Annotated in this window: 12 protein-coding genes; all 12 read left to right on the forward strand. The window is 37.9% G+C overall.

Features of this window, described 5'->3' with window-relative positions; all coding sequences use genetic code 11:
* Positions 1-25: 25 nt before the first annotated feature.
* The 12 genes from priA (at position 26) to NZ923_08865 (ending at position 16,872) form a co-directional block, all read left to right on the forward strand.
* The gene (gene priA, locus NZ923_08810; protein MCS7230118.1) at positions 26-2,524 is read left to right on the forward strand and encodes a primosomal protein N'; all 2,499 of its coding nucleotides are present in this window, start codon (positions 26-28) and stop codon (positions 2,522-2,524) included.
* Positions 2,502-4,250, forward strand: coding sequence for a BamA/TamA family outer membrane protein (locus NZ923_08815; GenBank protein ID MCS7230119.1), 1,749 nt, complete (start codon positions 2,502-2,504; stop codon positions 4,248-4,250). The genes priA and NZ923_08815 overlap by 23 nt, the downstream gene beginning before the upstream one ends.
* On the forward strand, positions 4,240-5,085 hold the full coding sequence (locus tag NZ923_08820; protein ID MCS7230120.1) for a geranylgeranylglycerol-phosphate geranylgeranyltransferase: 846 nt from the start codon (positions 4,240-4,242) through the stop codon (positions 5,083-5,085). The genes NZ923_08815 and NZ923_08820 overlap by 11 nt, the downstream gene beginning before the upstream one ends.
* A complete protein-coding gene (locus tag NZ923_08825; GenBank protein ID MCS7230121.1) occupies positions 5,085-5,789 on the forward strand; it encodes a ribonuclease HII in 705 nt (234 codons plus the stop codon). Before NZ923_08820 ends, NZ923_08825 begins: the two co-directional genes overlap by 1 nt.
* Complete coding sequence (locus NZ923_08830) at positions 5,758-6,111, forward strand: YraN family protein (protein ID MCS7230122.1); 354 nt, start codon at positions 5,758-5,760, stop codon at positions 6,109-6,111. Before NZ923_08825 ends, NZ923_08830 begins: the two co-directional genes overlap by 32 nt.
* Before the next feature lie 18 nt (positions 6,112-6,129).
* Positions 6,130-7,902, forward strand: a complete 1,773-nt coding sequence (locus tag NZ923_08835; protein ID MCS7230123.1) for a carbon starvation protein A — start codon at positions 6,130-6,132, stop codon at positions 7,900-7,902.
* A gap of 100 nt (positions 7,903-8,002) precedes the next feature.
* Complete coding sequence (locus NZ923_08840) at positions 8,003-11,800, forward strand: hypothetical protein (protein MCS7230124.1); 3,798 nt, start codon at positions 8,003-8,005, stop codon at positions 11,798-11,800.
* Between the two features lie 90 nt (positions 11,801-11,890).
* Positions 11,891-12,535: a glycerol-3-phosphate acyltransferase gene (locus NZ923_08845; GenBank protein ID MCS7230125.1), complete on the forward strand. Its 645-nt coding sequence runs from the start codon at positions 11,891-11,893 to the stop codon at positions 12,533-12,535.
* Positions 12,536-12,539: 4 nt separating this feature from the next.
* A complete protein-coding gene (locus tag NZ923_08850) occupies positions 12,540-13,748 on the forward strand; it encodes a trypsin-like peptidase domain-containing protein (protein MCS7230126.1) in 1,209 nt (402 codons plus the stop codon).
* Between the two features lie 14 nt (positions 13,749-13,762).
* The gene (purB, locus tag NZ923_08855) at positions 13,763-15,082 is read left to right on the forward strand and encodes an adenylosuccinate lyase (GenBank protein MCS7230127.1); all 1,320 of its coding nucleotides are present in this window, start codon (positions 13,763-13,765) and stop codon (positions 15,080-15,082) included.
* Positions 15,083-15,119: 37 nt separating this feature from the next.
* Positions 15,120-16,091 (forward strand): DNA adenine methylase, encoded by a 972-nt coding sequence (locus NZ923_08860; GenBank protein MCS7230128.1) that lies wholly within the window; start codon positions 15,120-15,122, stop codon positions 16,089-16,091.
* Positions 16,092-16,095: 4 nt separating this feature from the next.
* The gene (locus NZ923_08865; protein ID MCS7230129.1) at positions 16,096-16,872 is read left to right on the forward strand and encodes a hypothetical protein; all 777 of its coding nucleotides are present in this window, start codon (positions 16,096-16,098) and stop codon (positions 16,870-16,872) included.
* The last annotated feature ends 76 nt before the right edge of the window (positions 16,873-16,948 follow it).

A 16,948-nucleotide genomic window follows, 5' to 3' on the forward strand; every position in this document is an offset into this window, starting at 1 on the left:
GTAAACTAAAAAATTGAAAAAATTTATGAAGAACCTTTATGTAAATGTTGCGCTTCCTGTTCCTGTAAATAAACTTTTCACTTACATTGTCCCTGATGAATTGAGAGAAGATATTGCGATTGGCAAAAGGGTTATAGTTCCATTTGGTGAGCAGGAATTGACAGGTATAATCGTTGATATCTTGGGACAAAGCGGATGGCACAAGTTAAAAGAGATAAAAGATGTTCTTGATCCAGTTCCTGTTTTTTCTGATGAGATGTTGAAGCTTACGAAATGGGTTGCTGATTACTATCTTACAAGTTGGGGCGAGGTTTTGAAAACGGCTCTTCCGGCTGGGACAATCCTTGAAAGCAAAAGAATCGTTAAACTTCGTCGTCAACCTGAGCCAGATGTCTTGTCAAACATGGAGAAAAGCTCGCCTAAACGAGCGGAGGTTTTGAAATTTCTTTTGAAAACGAACTCGCCTATCGCTATAAAAGCTTTGAAAAGTAAGTTTAACTTCAAAAACATCTACTCAATTCTTCATGCGTTGGAGTCGCTTGGTTATGTTGAAATTGAAAAGCATCTCCCGGAACAAAAGGCAAAGACGAAATTTGAAAAATTTATCTCAATCTCAAAGCCGTATGCTGAGAATTTAAAGAAACTTGCTCAAGTTATTTCTGAAATTGAAAAGAAATCGCCAAAACAAGTTGAGGTTTTGTTGTTTTTAATTGATCGGTTTAGAAAAGGAAAAAACGAAGTTTTGCTTTCAGAGGTTTTAAAAATAACTGGTGCAGGAGCACATACAATAAAAAAGCTCGTTGAAAGAGGACTGATTGAGATCAATGAGAGGGAAGTTGTGAGAAAATTTGAATATGAATTTGATGAGCCGGATAAAAAGGTTGAGTTAAATGAACATCAAAGTAAGGCATTTGCTGAGATAAAAAAGGCGATAACTTCGGGGGAATTCAAAACATTTTTGCTTTACGGCGTAACCGGAAGCGGCAAAACTCAAATTTACATTGAGGCAGTAAACGAAGTAATAAATCTTGGTAAAACCGCAATAGTTCTCGTCCCTGAGATCTCGCTTACGCCACAAATTGTAAATCGTTTTAAGAAGAACTTCGGAGATATAGTTGGAGTTTTACATAGCAAGATGTCAATAGGTGAAAGATATGATTCATGGAGGATGATAAAAGATGGAGCTTACAAAATTGTGATCGGTCCAAGGTCGGCTATTTTTGCACCGCTTGATAGAATTGGTTTAATAGTTGTTGATGAAGAACAAGAAAGCTCATATAAACAATTTGACACTTCTCCAAGATATAACGCAAGGGATGTTGCTATAATGAGGGGCAAATTGAACGATGCCGTCGTCATTCTTGGTTCTGCAACGCCATCGCTTGAGTCGTACTACAACGCGAAAACCGGAAAATATCATTTGCTTGTTTTGCCTGAACGAGTTGACAACGCAAAGATGCCGAGAATTGAAATCGTTGATATGATAAAGGAGAGAAAAGAACACGGAAATAAAACCTCAATCTCAAATCTTTTGGCGCAAAAAATTGAGGAGAGAGCGCGAAGAAAGGAAGGCGTAATAATTTTTCAGAATAGGAGAGGGTATTCAACTTATATTGAATGTCAAGATTGTGGCTATGTTGAGATGTGCGATAATTGTAGCGTTACTTTGATTTATCATAAGGCGCAGAATCATTTGAGATGTCATTATTGTGGTTTCGTTAAAAATGTCCCCGAGAAGTGTCGTAAATGTGGTGGGATTAAACTAAAATTGAAAGGAGTTGGAACGCAAAGGGTTGAAGATGAAATAAGCCAAATCTTCTCTGATGTGAAGGTCATACGAATGGATCTTGACACGACGATGGGGAAGAGATCCTACGATAAAATCATGCAAAAGTTTGCCAACGGTGAAGCTGATATTTTGTTGGGAACGCAGATGGTTGCTAAAGGTCTTGATTTCTCAAGGGTGACTCTCGTAGGTGTTATTTCTGCTGACATACCGATGCTTATTCCGGATTTTAGATCAAGTGAGAGAACATTTCAACTTTTAACGCAGGTTGCCGGTAGAGCTGGAAGAAGTGGGAAAGAAGGGGAAGTGATAATTCAAACTTTTCAACCGGATCATTACATCTTTGATTATGTGGTTAAACATAAGACGCTTGAATTTTACGAGAGGGAATTGAGGATAAGGAAAGATTTGAATTATCCACCGTTCACTCGGCTCGTGTTGATAGAGTTCAAGGGGAAAAACGAGAAAAATGTTGAACTTGCATCGGATGAGTTCGCAAAAGAGTTGAGGACAAGAATCCACCAGCCGATCCAAATCCTTGGTCCTGCGCCAGCTGCGATACCAAAGTTAAATCAAAATTACAGATACCACATAATAATGAAAATTCCGAAACATGTTGATAAAACTGGCGAAGGGGTTGCAGAGATAATATGGCAGTTGAAAGAAAAGTTTGAAACAAAATTAAATTCAAAAGGCGTGAAATTAATAATTGATGTTGATCCGCAAAGCACTATTTGAAATTTCCCTTCTTCTTCTCGTTTCCAATTTGCTTGCATCTCAAGCAATTGAAGTTGAAGTTTACGGCAACGAAAATCTGTCATCAAGGGAAATAAAACGCAAGGTTCAAGAAATCATTCGTGATGGTGAAATTTCGTATGAAAAAATTGAGGCGTTGAAGAGCGAGATTCTAAATCTTTACATTGAAAACGGTTTCTATTTTGCAAGGATTGACTCAATAAAAAGCAATGGGGTTTTGAAAATTTATCTTACCGAGGGGGAGCGGGCGAAGTTTGGAAAAGTGGAGATATCGGGCAATCAATTTTTTTCTACCGACGATATACTTAAAATTTCTGGTTTTAAACGAGGGGAGATATTTTTGCCAGAGATTTTAAAAAGCAGGATCGGAAAAATTCTTGATGCATATTCAAACGCTGGATATCCTCTTGCTAAAATTGAGGTCTCGGATTTGGATTTTGACGAAGAAGGATTTGCTAATTTTAAACTTAACATAACCGAAGGGAAACTGATAAAAATTGATCAGATAAGGATTGAAGGAAACAAATTAACCAAGGAAGATCTGATACTTCGGGAGATGAGAATCAAAAAGGGGGAGATCTATCGTGAAGGAAAGTTGAGTCAGGTAAAGAAACGATTGATGAAAATTGGATTGTTTGAGTCAGTTGAAGAACCAATAATTTTTTTCTCCGATACGATAGCGGGAATTTTAATCAGAGTTAAAGAGGCGAAAACGAATTTTTTTGATGGCGTGGTTGGTTATGTTCCGAAAACCGAAACCACTGCGGGATATTTTACTGGATATATAAACATAACTTTGAAAAATCTTTTCGGCACGGGGCGAAGATTTGGAGTAAGATGGAACGCGGAAACGCGTGAAACGCAGGAATTTGAGCTTAACTACTTGGAGCCATATGTTCTAAATTTTCCATTGAGCGCAGAGATTTATTTTTATCAACGGAAGCAAGATTCAAGTTATGTTGTCAGGGAGCCAAAGTTAAATTTTTCAGCTGAGTTGACAAGCTCTGAAAAACTCTCTGAAATTCTAAAAGCATCGCTTTATATTTCAAGAAAAGTTGTTATACCAACAGCGACAGAATTTATTGGTTATCAAATTTTTGAAAGCGTGAGCTTAAACGCAGGCTTTGGAATTTTGTATGATTCAAGGGACAATGCGGATTTTCCGAGGTCTGGTGTTTATTTTTCAAGTTTGTATGAGCTTGGCAGCAAAAGAATTCTCGGCCCAGAAAAATTATTAACTTCCGAGATGAGGCGGAGGGTTAATATAAACAAATTCCATTTTTCGCTTGACTTTTATCTGAATTTTGAAAAAATTTTGAAAAGTGTCCTCGTTCCGAGATTTAATGCTGTGATAATTTATGGTGATGGGCTTGATGAAAGTGATGTGTTTAGGTTCGGCGGGATGAAGACATTGCGCGGATACAGGGAGAGGGAGTTTCTTGCGACGCGAGCAATATGGCTAAATTTGGAAGATAGATTCATGTTGGGTGATGATTTCAACATATTTTTGTTTTTTGATGTGGGTTATATTTATCGTCCGGTGATTTTGCCGAGAATAACCAGCTCGTTTGAAGCGATAAGGTATGGATACGGAGTTGGGATTAGGTTAAAGACAGGCATTGGAAAATTGAATTTGGTTTACGGTCTTGGCAAGGGTGATTCTTTTAGAACAGGAAAAATACATGTGGGAGTTGAAAGTGAATTTTAGAAAAGCAACTGGGATAGTTAAGATAATTCGTCCGTCTAATGTTTTGATTGCGGGGTTGACGATATTTTTTGGTGTTTTAATTTTTGGAAAGGGACTTCCTGATTTGTTTAAACTTGCACTGCTTGCAGGAATCGCTGGGGCTTTGATTGACGCTGGTGGGAATGTTATAAATGATTATTTTGATGTTGAGATTGACAAGGTGAACAAACCGAATAGACCTATACCATCAGGATTGATAAGCAGAGGATTTGCCTTGTTGATTTATTTTGTTTTGACGACCGCGGGTTTATTTTTCGCTTCTTTTTTAAATGAGGTTGCTTTTGGGATTGCGTTTTTCTCTGTCTTTGTGATTTTTCTTTATAGTTATAAGTTAAAAGGTGTTCCTCTTGTTGGAAACTTTACAGTTGCTTTTATGACTGGACTTGCGTTCGTGTTCGCTGGGAGCGTGGTTGGAAATTTTAGGGATTCTATATTTCCTTTCGTTTTTGCATTTTTGATAAATTTCGGGCGCGAGATCGTAAAGGACATTGAAGATATTGAAGGTGATAGCAAGGCTGGTATTAGGACATTTCCAATAGTTAGTGGGGTTGAAAGGGCGGTTTTTATCTCGGTTCTTGTTTTCATTGTTTTGATCTTGGCAACTTTTGTTCCGTATCTTGTCGGAATTTACAATCATTTTTATGCTTTGATAATTTTGGGCGTTGATGTTGGTTTGATCTTCGTGATAATTTCGTTGATAAAGGATAAGAGCAGGCAAAATTTGAACAGATTAAGCAACATTCTTAAATTTGAAATGTTGATCGGTTTATTCGCAATTTACTTTGGTAGTTTTTGATGATAGTTACACTGCGAGATGAGATGACAAAGATAGAAAATGAATTTTATGCTCAAGGTTATTCAATCATAGCTGGGGTTGATGAAGCTGGCTGTGGGCCGCTTGCTGGTCCTGTCGTTGCGTGTGCAATCATACTTCATAAAGATTATTTTAATCCATTGATTTACGATTCAAAGAAGGTTCCGGCGAAGTTAAGGGTAGAGCTCTTTAAAATGATCTCAGAAAATGCGATTGATATCGGAATTGGAATAGCGTCAAGTGATGAGATAGATAGGATTAACATAAGGGAAGCGACAAAGCTTGCGATGATCAGGGCATTGCTTGAGCTTGAGATAAAGCCTGAGGTTGTGTTGGTTGATGGAAATTTTTTTGATGTTAATTTTGATCTGTTAAATCACGATGGTGGGAAAAGCATCATAAAGAACATAGTCAAGGGAGACAAGAAATCAATTTCAATTGCGTCGGCGTCTATCATTGCTAAGGTCTTGAGAGATGAACTTATGGAGCATTATGATAAAATTTTTCCAAATTATGGCTTTTCAAAACATAAAGGTTATCCGACGAAAGAACATCTCTTGGCGATTGAGAAGTATGGGCTCACGAGGATCCACAGAAGATCTTATGCTCCTGTTCGTAAAATTCTTAAGAAATTAACACAGATTGAGCTATTTGATGAAAAAAGGTTTCAAAGGAAAGTTAGGTGAGGATATTGCTGTTAAATTTTTGAGTGGGAAAGGCTATAGAATCTTGAAGCGAAATTACAGATTCGGGCATGGAGAAATTGATATAATTGCAATGGATGGGGATGTGCTTGTTTTCGTTGAAGTTAGGACAAAGTTTTCGGAGGACTTTGGAACGCCGGAAGATACTGTTACAATTAGGAAGAGAGAACAGTTAAAAAAGATAGCATCTGCTTTTCTTCAAACGAACGATGTTAAGTTTTCGGAGTGTAGATTTGATTTCATTGGGATAATGTTTAAAGGTGGAAAGCCGAGGATAAATCACATTGAAAACGCATTTCATTAAAAAATTGGGAGGTGCGATATGAATCTTGCGTTAGCGATGCTTTTATCGGTAATCGGGCTGTTAATTGGTTTTTTTACATGGGGAAAATATGTTGCTCGCAAAGCTGGAGTGAATCCCAACATCCCAACACCTGCAGTTAGGATAAACGATGGGGTTGATTATGTTCCAACAAGACCGATCGTTTTGCTTGGACATCATTATGCTTCAATTGCAGCTGCTGGTCCGATCATTGGACCAACTCTTGCTTTGATTTACGGTTTCGTTCCGGTGTGGTTGTGGCTTTTGCTGGGTGTGATTTTCATCGGCGCAGTTCATGATTTCTCTGCTTTGTTTGTAAGCGTAAGGGAAAATGGACGATCAATAGCTCATATAGCGAGAAAGACGCTTGGGAATACAGGTTTTGCTTTTTTCCTTTCGTTTGCGATTTTGCTTATCATGCTTGTAAATGCTGCTTTTCTTCAACTTACAGCGATAGCTTTAACATCTTATTATCCGATTTCAAAGCTTGGGCTTTCGCCGGATCAAACGCTTTTGAAAACGACGATTATAAATGGCGAGCCACATGGAAAGATAGGTGGTATAGCGTCAACATCGGTTATAATTATAACATTGCTTGCTCCATTGGTTGGTTATCTGCTTTATAAAAAGCGTGTTAAGACATTGATTGCGAGTTTTGTTGCTTTGGCGATAGCTTTGATTTCAGTTATTGCTGGGTTTGAATATCCTGTGACGCTTGAACCAAAGGCGTGGATGATAATTATTCTTGTTTATTCTTTCATCGCATCTTGGATTCCTGTTTGGGTGATCTTGCAACCTCGTGATTTTACAAATGTTCATTTTTTATACATAGGTCTTGCTGGTTTGATATTAGGAATTTTAGGAAGTGGTTTTGCTGGAGTTAAGATTCAAGCTCCTGCTTTTAACATAAATTTGGAATCAATGCAAGCGCTTGGCCTTGTTTGGCCGTTTTTATTTGTGACAATTGCTTGTGGTGCTGTTTCGGGGGCTCATGCTTTGATAGCAACTGGGACGACATCAAAACAGCTTGCGAATGAAAAGCATGCGCATCTTATTGGATATGGTGCTATGCTTCTTGAATCATTGCTTGGGCTTTCGGTTGCGCTTGCGATACTTGGAGCTGTTGATTTTGAACATTACAAGGAATTAGTTTGGCCGATGCAAGACGGAAATCTTAGGCAAGGGAATGCTCCGCTTGCTTTTGCTGTAAGCGTTGGTAAAATACTTAACACAGGGCTTGGGATACCGATTTCATATGGAACTGTTTTTGGGATTTTGATGCTTGAGGGATTTTTGATAACGACAATAGATACATTGTTCAGGTTGATGAGATATTTCTTTGAAGAGCTGTGGAATGTTTTATTTGTTGTAAAACCTGCGATTTTAGGTTCAAGAGTTTTTAACTCAATTCTTGGGATAGTTCTAACTGCGTTGCTTGCTTTTTCAAATGGTTATCAAAAGATTTGGCCGATATTTGGCTCGGCTAATCAACTTTTAGCGGCGCTTACGCTTGTTGCAGTGACGGCATGGTTTGCGCAAAAATCAATAAAAGCATATTTCGCAGCGATTCCCGCTGGTTTTATGATTCTAACAACTATAACTTCGCTTTCAATTCTACTAAAAAGATACATAGAGTCAAAGAATTTGACATTGACGATAACTGATTTGCTTTTGTTGTTCCTTGCGCTTGGGGTGGTGTTTTTGACATTTAAATACTTTTTCAAACTTCGTTCCGAACTTGAAAAGGGAAAAATTTCAGAAGTTGTAAAGTGATGTTGAAATATGGGCAAGCGAGGGTTGGGAGATTTAATTTCTTGGCAAAATTTCGCTTCTGTTTGTATATTTAGTTAAAGAAAAATTTACAGGTGTGAGCTTGAAGAGATTAATTCTCACATTATTTTTCATCCTTGCTTTTAAACTAAATGGGCAAACGATAGAGGAAAATTTTTGGGTAACGAACGGAGTCGTCTGGGCTACCGCAAGGGATGGGAATTTGTTATATTTTGGGGGGACATTTACACAAGTTTATAGGCCGATAACAGCTGGCGCAGTTGTTGATAGAACCACTGGTGATGCAATTATATCTTTTCCGAGGATTTTGAGCGGGACAGGACCTGGAACAGTGCTTGCAGTTGTAAGCGATGGTGCAGGTGGATGGTTTGTGGGAGGAAACTTCACACAGGTTGGGAGTGTATCAAGGACGAACATAGTGCATATTCTACCAGATGGCTCTGTTAATTTATCTTTTCTACCAGCTGGAGCAAATGGAATTGTTAGAGCCCTTGCAAGAGTTGGGAATTACCTTTATGTTGGTGGAGATTTTACAAGTATAGGTGGCGTTGCAAGAAATAGAATTGCAAGAATTAACATAACAAGTGGCACTGTTGATAGTTGGTATCCAACGGGAGGTGCAAACGCAAGTGTATATTCAATTGTACCTTACGGAGGTATTGTCTATGTTGGTGGTTCCTTTATAACAATTGGGGGAGTTTCAAGAGGTCGGATTGCAGGAATTGATGCGAACACTGGAGCTGTGACTTCTTTTAATCCAGATGTCCAAAATGGCGTAGTTTTTACGATGGCTTTGTTTGAAACTTCTCAATTGATTGGATATAATATCCTGTATATCGGTGGGACATTTACGCAAATAGGTGGAACTACATACAACCGAATCGTTGCTCTCAATGCCTCAACTGGGGCTGTTGTATGGTATCCAACTGGTGGTGCAAATGCCGCTGTTAATTCAATTACACTCGTTTGGGGCGGGGCTTGGTATTTGATCGTTGGTGGTTCTTTTACGACAATCGCTGGGCAAACAAGAAACTATCTTTGTGCTTTTTCTTTAGTACCGCCAGCTGGAACATTAGATCCGTGGACTCCAAATCCGAGCTCCACAGTAAATTCAGTCTTTGCTATAGATAGCGAAGTGTATGTCGGCGGTGCTTTCACATCAGTAGCAGGTCAATCAAGAAATAGAGTAGCGAAATTTAACCTCGTTAACAATTCATTTGTGCTTACTTCTTGGGATGCATCAGCTCTTAACAACAGCGTCAGCGCAATATCTGGTTATGGTGGTAGAATCTATGTTGGTGGAAATTTTGGAGGTATAAACGCTCGTGCGAGAAATTATATTGCGAGCATTGATTTATCAACTGGAAATCTAACAAGTTGGAATCCTGGGGCTAATAACAATGTTTTAAGTATGCATATTGCTGGTGGCTATCTTTTTATTGGAGGGCAATTTACAAGTGTGGCTGGTCAATCCAGAACGAGATTAGCATCTTTCAATTTAAGTGATGGGACATTGACTTTGTGGAATCCGGCGGCAAATGGCGATGTGCGAGCTTTTGCATCTTCAGGATCAATTTTATATGTTGGTGGAGCTTTTACAAGCATAACACAGGGAGCTTCTAGGGCGCGAAATTACCTTGCATCATTTAACATATCAACTGGACAGTTGACATCATGGAATCCGTCTGCAAATGGTGTAATTTATGGGTTATTTGTAAGCGGGAATCATCTTTATGTTGCTGGTGAGTTTACCACAATTGATGGTCTTACGAGAAATCGTTTGGCGAAGTTTGATATTTCAACAGGCGAGCTATTAAGCTGGGCTCCAAGCGCAAATAATACGGTTTGGGCAGTTGTCGTTCAAGATTTGAGAGTTTATGTTGGTGGTTTTTTCACAACGATAGGCGGAACGACAAGAAATTACATAGCAGCTTTAGATGCAAACACGGGAGCTTTGTTGAGCTGGAATCCGAATGCAAATAACACTGTGTATTCGCTTGCAATTGTCGGAAACACCATTTACTGCGGTGGTGCGTTTACAAGTATCGGAGGCGCTGCAAGAAATTATCTCGCGGGAATTGATATAAATACAGGATCCGTTACTTCGTGGAATCCAGATGCAAATAATCTTGTATATACTCTGCTTCCAGTAGTTGAATCTGGTAGAATTTATGTCGGAGGACAATTTACTCAAATTATGGGCTATCTTAATCAATATCTCGCAAGTTTGACGATTCCTGATCTTGTGGATCAGCGACTTACAGTCGGATTTTCTATAAATTCAATATCTGTTCAAACATCTTCAACCGGTAATATCGTTTATGTTCGCCTTACTTGGCTTGATAGGACACCACCTGAACATGGTGTGCATCAGTTCACATTTGAAATTACAAGTACAAGCATTAGTATAAGTTCAGCGAGTGTTTCTATCCATCCATCAATCGCTGGAAGTTTTACGATCAGCAAAACCAACATTTCTGGTGGTGTTAGGGTAACGATAACTGGAAACACAGCTTCGTCGCTTCTTACTGATGCTGGAAGTTTTGAAGGCGCTTATCTTGTTGCTGTTTTAACTTTTGATGCTCCAACAACGGATGGAACTTACTATATTAACTTAAGAAATATCTCACCAGCAACGATTCGTCTCGTTGATCCTCCAAATACAGCCTCTTCATTTCCCATCACAGATGGTTATACAACTTTGCAAGTTATTTCATTCACACAATTTCCTATCACTGTTCCGCGCTTTCTCCCATCTGGGTATACTCAGCATAGAAAGTATGGTGATATAAATTGGGACGGAAACATTGATATTTCTGATATTACATCAATTGCTGATGTCGTCATTGAAAAATTTTCAACTGTTTCAGTAAATGATCCATTAACTGGGGTGAGATCTTTTTACGGAGGTGGAGCAAATCCAAATGGCTATGATGGTTCAAATCCAGATAGAGCTGATAGAAGAAGCGCTGATGTTTATGGGACTGGCGGAAATGGCGATCCGACGGATGGCGAAGGTGATGATATTTTAACGCAGTTAGATCTTGCGGTAATAGTTGATGCGGTTTCCCTTGGTGCTTGGCCAAATTATTCTGGCGTTATAAGCGCAGTGAGCGGGAAGCCAGCTTATAAAATGATTGAACAACAAAACATAGAAAATTTATTCGCGCTTGGAAAAATTTCTTCACACGCAAAGGGAATCATTAAGTTTGAAGTTTTTGATCCTGGGGATAAATTAGCCAAAGTTAGGATTAAGCTTGTTAATAATGAGGAAAAATTGCGCGGGATTCAAATAGAGTTCAAATCTTCTGGTTTGCCAAGGATTGAGGATGTGTGGAAAATGCCTGACGCAGCTGGTTTAAATCTTGCGTGGTCAAGAAATGAATTTAATAGAACAGTAATTTTACTCTATGCTGATGGTGGAAAATATCTAAAAACAGGTGAAAGTGTGCTTCTAACGCTCATCGTTCCGAAAGCAAAGATTGAACATTTGATTGAATCTAATCCTATTGTGATAGCAAGCGTTGAGAATATCAGCAAAATGATGATGTTTGATATCTCAAACACAAATTATGACTTTCCATCAGAATATAAACTTTTCCCAGCTTATCCAAATCCTTTCAACCTTGAAGCAAAGATAGAGTTTGATGTGCCAGAATATTCAAGTGTTAAGTTAATTGTTTGGGACGCTATGGGACGAAAGGTGAAAACTTTGATTGATGCTAAGCTTGATCCCGGGCGCAAGGTTGTTGAATGGGATGGAAGAGATGACTCTGGAAATATGGTTGGTTCAGGTGTATATTTTATTACGATGTTTGCAAACTCACTTGATGGGGACGGGAAATTTTGGGGGAGTCAAAAAGTTTTGCTATTGAAATGATTTTGTTATCTTTCTTTGTTTTATTAACTTTCAAATGAATCACACACAGGGCTTGAGTAGAAAATTGCGAAATAGAAATTTCTTCGGACAATGTTCAAATATCTAACTGCGTTTTTGATTGGTTATTTGTTTGGCTCTATCCCAACCGCTTTTATTCTTGTCAAGACATTTAAGAAAATAGATATTCGCAAAGTAGGAAGTGGAAATGTGGGGGCTTTGAACGCTTATGAGGTCACTGGTTCAGCTTTGATTGGAATTACGGTTTTAGTTGTTGATGTTTTAAAGGGGGCTCTTGCTGTGAAAGTTTGTCAAAGTTTGTTGGGAAACGATTCAATTTTAGTTCTTATTTCTGGATTTTCAGCAGTTTTAGGGCATAATTTTTCCTTTTGGATAAGTTTCTACGGCGGGCGTGGGCTTGCAACTTCGGTCGGTGTTTTTATCGTAATAAATCCATCTGTGGTTTTCATCTGGTGTGTTCTCTGGTTAATTGCGTATGCAAAGATCCGAAATGTTCACGCTGGAAATATATGGGCAACTATCTTCACGCCTTTGGTGATCTTGCCAGTTGTAAAATTATTTAACTCCTTCAGTCGTTTGAATCTAAACGATGAAAATTTCCTCGTTTTTGTTATCTTAATCTCGCTGTTGATCTTCATCAAACATCTTAAACCACTTGCTCAACTTATCAAGGATTGGAAAGTTTTAAAAAATAAATTCCGTCAAAGCGATGTTTAAAGGTATGAAGAAAAAGGTTATCTTCTTTGGCTTTATAGCTGTCTTGATCGTCGGAATGATTGCGGGTTATTCTCTTAATTCTTTGGTTGCGAAGATCAACCAAAGGGACCTTTACGAAATTTCATCTTCCAGCGACAAGGTATATCAAGAATCAAATCGTTCTGACAACTCTCACTATGATGTCGTTCAAGATCTTTACGATGCAAGGCACAATGCTATCACAAAAGCAATAGCAAAGGCAAGTCCAGCTGTGGTCGGTATAAATGTCACGGCAATTGAAGAGTATACCGATCCATTTTTTAGATTTTTTGAAGACGATCCCTTCTTTAGATACTTTTTTGGAGATAGGTTTAAATATCGTGTCCCTGTGAGAAGCTTGGGTTCTGGGTTTATAATTTCGCCTGATGGTTATGTTGTAACGAATGAGCATGTCGTCGGAAATGCTAAAGAAATAATCGTCACGCTTTCAACAGGTGAAAAGTATAAAGCAAAACTTGTCGGTAAAGATCCTGTGTCTGATATCGCTGTATTGAAGATTGATGTCAAAGAAAGATTGCCTTACCTTGTCCTTGGGAATTCCGACGATGTCATAATCGGTGAGTGGGCAATTGCTATGGGAAATCCATTTGGGTTGTTTGAGCTTGGAAACAAACCGACGGTTACGGTTGGTGTTATAAGTGCTGTCAAGATGAATCTTCATTCTGTTGAGGGGAGAATTTATAGAGATATGATTCAAACAGACGCAGCTATAAATAGTGGGAATAGCGGTGGACCTTTGTTGAATGCACTTGGTGAGGTTATCGGTATTAACACAGTTATTTATACGCCGAATCAGGGGAATGTCGGGGTTGGCTTCGCAATTCCGATAAACAGAGCAAAAACTATAATTGACGACTTAATCAAGAAAGGGAAGGTTGATCGTGATTTTAGAATTGGGATGAAAGTTCAAACTTTAGATGAAAATCTCGCAAGATATTTCAAACTTCCGAGAGTGGAAGGCGTAATAGTAACTGATGTGGCATCTGGTAGCCCAGCTCAAAGAGCTGGATTTAAAGAAGGTGATTTAATTGTAGAAGTAAATGGTGAGCCGATAAAAGATGATCAAAGCTTGATTGAGATAATAAAAATAGCGAAGGTTGGAGATGTTTTGAATTTCAAGGTCATACGAGATGGGAAAGAGATCAACATCAAAATGAAACTTGAAAAATCATAAGTGGAGGCAAAATTATGATACCGAGATACACAAGACCAGAATTGGAGAAAATATGGTCGGATGAAAACAAATTCAGCATTTGGCTTCAGATTGAAATCCTTGCAGTTGAAGCGCATTCAAAACTTGGGCTTGTGCCTGAATCAGCTGTTGAAGAAATAAAAAGTAAAGCGAAGTTTGATGTTAAGCGAATTCTTGAAATTGAAGAGAAAGTCAAACACGATGTTGTCGCCTTCCTTACAAATGTATCTGAAAATGTCGGTGAAGCTTCAAAGTATATCCATTTCGGCATGACTTCATCTGATGTCCTTGATACATGTCTTGCAGTCCAGATGAAGCAAGCTGGGGAAATAATACTTGACGACCTTGAGAAGTTAGCGGAAGTTTTAAGAAAGAAAGCAATTGAACATAAATATACCTTGATGATAGGTAGAACTCACGGGGTGCATGCGGAGCCAATTACTCTTGGATTTAAATTTGCTCTGTGGTTTGAGGAGACGAAAAGAAACATTGAAAGAATGAAGAAAGCAATTGAAAACATATCTTATGGTAAAATTGCAGGTGCAGTTGGGACTTATGACAATGTTGATCCGTTTGTTGAGAAATATGTTTGTGAAAAGCTTGGTTTAAAAGTTGAACCAGTTTCAACGCAGATAATTCAGCGAGATCGGCATGCGGAATATCTTACGACGCTTGCAGTCATAGCATCATCGCTTGAGAAGTTCGCAACAGAGATAAGACACTTGCAGAGAACCGAGGTTTTGGAAGCGGAAGAGTATTTTTCAGAAGGACAAAAAGGTTCATCGGCAATGCCACATAAACGAAATCCCGTAAGATGTGAAAGGGTTTCTGGGCTTGCGAGAGTTGTAAGAGCAAATGCTTTAGCAGCACTTGAGAATATAGCACTTTGGCACGAAAGAGATATCTCTCATTCCTCGGTTGAGAGAATAATCATACCAGATAGCACAACACTTGTTGATTTTATGCTGACTGAGATGATTGATATAATTGACAAGCTTCTCATTTATCCTGATAGGATGGAGAAGAACTTGAACTTGACAAATGGTTTAATTTTCTCGCAGAAGGTTTTGCTTGCTTTGATTGAGAAGGGATTGACAAGGGAGAAGGCATATGATGTTGTTCAAAGAAATGCTATGCGAAGTTGGAGGACGGGCGAAAATTTTGCGCAACTTTTGAAAAGCGATCCAGATGTTTCAAAGTATATGAGCAATGACGAAATTGACAAAATCTTTGATTACAAAAGCGTGCTTGCTAAAATTGATTACATTTTTGAGAAGATCGGGATTGAAACTTTAGAAGTTTACAAGCGTAAGTGATTCAAATTAAAATAAAAAAGTGTTGTATCATTGAACAATGAAATTTAATGAAAAACAGATTGCCCCTACATTTCAGTTGAGTTTATTTCATGATTCGCCTTATATGAGTCAAAAGTTGAAATTTCTTAATTTGTTAAGAAGTCCATCAGGAGGATATAGAAGATATTTAGGTTCACCTTTAAGATATGCTGGTGGTAAGAGCTGGGCTGTTGGTTATGTGATAGAACGATTACCTGAGGACATTCCAAGGTTGATTTCGCCTTTTTTAGGTGGCGCTTCGATTGAGATTGCAGTTGCTAAAGAGCTTGAGATTGAGGTTCTAGGGTTTGATATATTTGATATTTTGATAAATTATTGGAAAATTCAAATTGAATGCCCATATGAGTTATACTTAGAACTGTCAAAATTAAGCCCGACAAAATCAGTATATAACAAAGTTAAAGAGGAGCTAAAAAAACACTGGAACGGCGAAAAAGTATTGCCACCATTAATATTAGCGGCTTATTATTATTTTAATCATAATCTTTCTTATGGTCCTGGATTTTTAGGTTGGATGTCCAGTGTTTATGCAAACGAAAAAACTTATCGTAATCTTTTAGAAAGGGTTAGAAATTTTAATGTTAAAAAACTGAAAGTTGGGTGTGCTTCGTTTGAAGAAGTAATACCGAAATTTAAATATGATTTCCTATACTGCGATCCGCCATACTATTTAGGGGAGGATAGCACTCTTTTTAGAGGATTATATCCACAGAGGAATTTTCCCGTTCATCACGATGGTTTTAATCATAAGTTGTTGCGCGATCTTTTAATGGAGCATAAGGGCGGTTTTATTTTATCTTATAATGATTCACCAACTATAAGAAGATGGTATAAAAATTTTGAAATTATTGAGTTGCCTATACGCTACACTATGGGTCAGGGGGAAACAAGAATAGGTCTAAACCGAAAAATGAAAAACGCTAATCATGTTAAACAAGCTAAAGAACTGCTAATAATAAAGAAAGTATAATATCATGTACAAGAAGAAAGCAATGAATTCCATAAAGGCAAGAGATGTGAAAATGAGAGGACATGCTGATGCTCGCGAGTTCGCAGAATTATTAGGTATTGGCAGGGAATTTAAAAGTGATCTCAGAGCTAAGAAAGATGTCATTGATTTGGAGGGTTATTCATATTCAGTAAAAAGTGGAGAGAAAAAATGGCAAATTTTCCTATATGGAAAAACAAGATTTGAGGAAGATCCTGAATTTCAAGTGATGAGTGAAATTGGTTATTTATTTCTTCAATGTATAGAGAGTTTCCCGAAAGATAGAGAAAATTACTTAAAAAATAAAGTTGAGTGTAAGTTAAAACTACAAAAGCCAATGCAAGAACTATGTAAAAAATTACAGGATAAAACAATTCTTCGTGCTTTTCTTAACAAGAGTATCTTTAATAGTGGCGAGGTTGATTTTTTAGTTGTGAAAGACCAGAACAAATTTCATGTGTTTTGGAAAGAAGATGTTGTTAATGTTTTGACTAAGCATTATTCCGTTGTAAATTCAAAAGCGAGAACTCAAAATCAATTTGATGCTCAGAAGGTTGTATTTAAAGTTGAAGGGAAAACTCACGGTGAAATAGAGATGAGAAATGATAGCAATGTCCATTATAGAGAAGTTAAGTTTTGGTTGGACAAAAATTTAACCTTTGATCTGCTTAAATCTAAAATTAATAAAGTTGAAAATCTGACAGATAGAGTGATCCTCTACGGCAAAGCAATAAATAAACTGCTTAAAATATATCAAAGGTAAAAAAATAAAAAGGACATTAACATGGCTGAAGTATTCAAAAACTATATCAACGGGAAATGGGTAGATGCAAAGTCGG

Origin of the sequence: Candidatus Kryptonium sp. (genome assembly GCA_025060635.1) — a bacterium.
Lineage (GTDB): Bacteria > Bacteroidota > Ignavibacteria > Kryptoniales > Kryptoniaceae > Kryptonium.

Excerpts from the sequence above, each read along its gene's own strand:
- NZ923_08860 (MCS7230128.1), top strand. The coding sequence starts at position 15,120 with ATGAAATTTAATGAAAAACAGATTGCCCCTACATTTCAGTTGAGTTTA.
- NZ923_08830 (MCS7230122.1), top strand. The coding sequence starts at position 5,758 with ATGAAAAAAGGTTTCAAAGGAAAGTTAGGTGAGGATATTGCTGTTAAA.
- priA (MCS7230118.1), top strand. The coding sequence starts at position 26 with ATGAAGAACCTTTATGTAAATGTTGCGCTTCCTGTTCCTGTAAATAAA.
- NZ923_08850 (MCS7230126.1), top strand. The coding sequence starts at position 12,540 with ATGAAGAAAAAGGTTATCTTCTTTGGCTTTATAGCTGTCTTGATCGTC.
- NZ923_08825 (MCS7230121.1), top strand. The coding sequence starts at position 5,085 with ATGATAGTTACACTGCGAGATGAGATGACAAAGATAGAAAATGAATTT.
- NZ923_08865 (MCS7230129.1), top strand. The coding sequence starts at position 16,096 with ATGTACAAGAAGAAAGCAATGAATTCCATAAAGGCAAGAGATGTGAAA.
- NZ923_08845 (MCS7230125.1), top strand. The coding sequence starts at position 11,891 with ATGTTCAAATATCTAACTGCGTTTTTGATTGGTTATTTGTTTGGCTCT.
- NZ923_08835 (MCS7230123.1), top strand. The coding sequence starts at position 6,130 with ATGAATCTTGCGTTAGCGATGCTTTTATCGGTAATCGGGCTGTTAATT.
- purB (MCS7230127.1), top strand. The coding sequence starts at position 13,763 with ATGATACCGAGATACACAAGACCAGAATTGGAGAAAATATGGTCGGAT.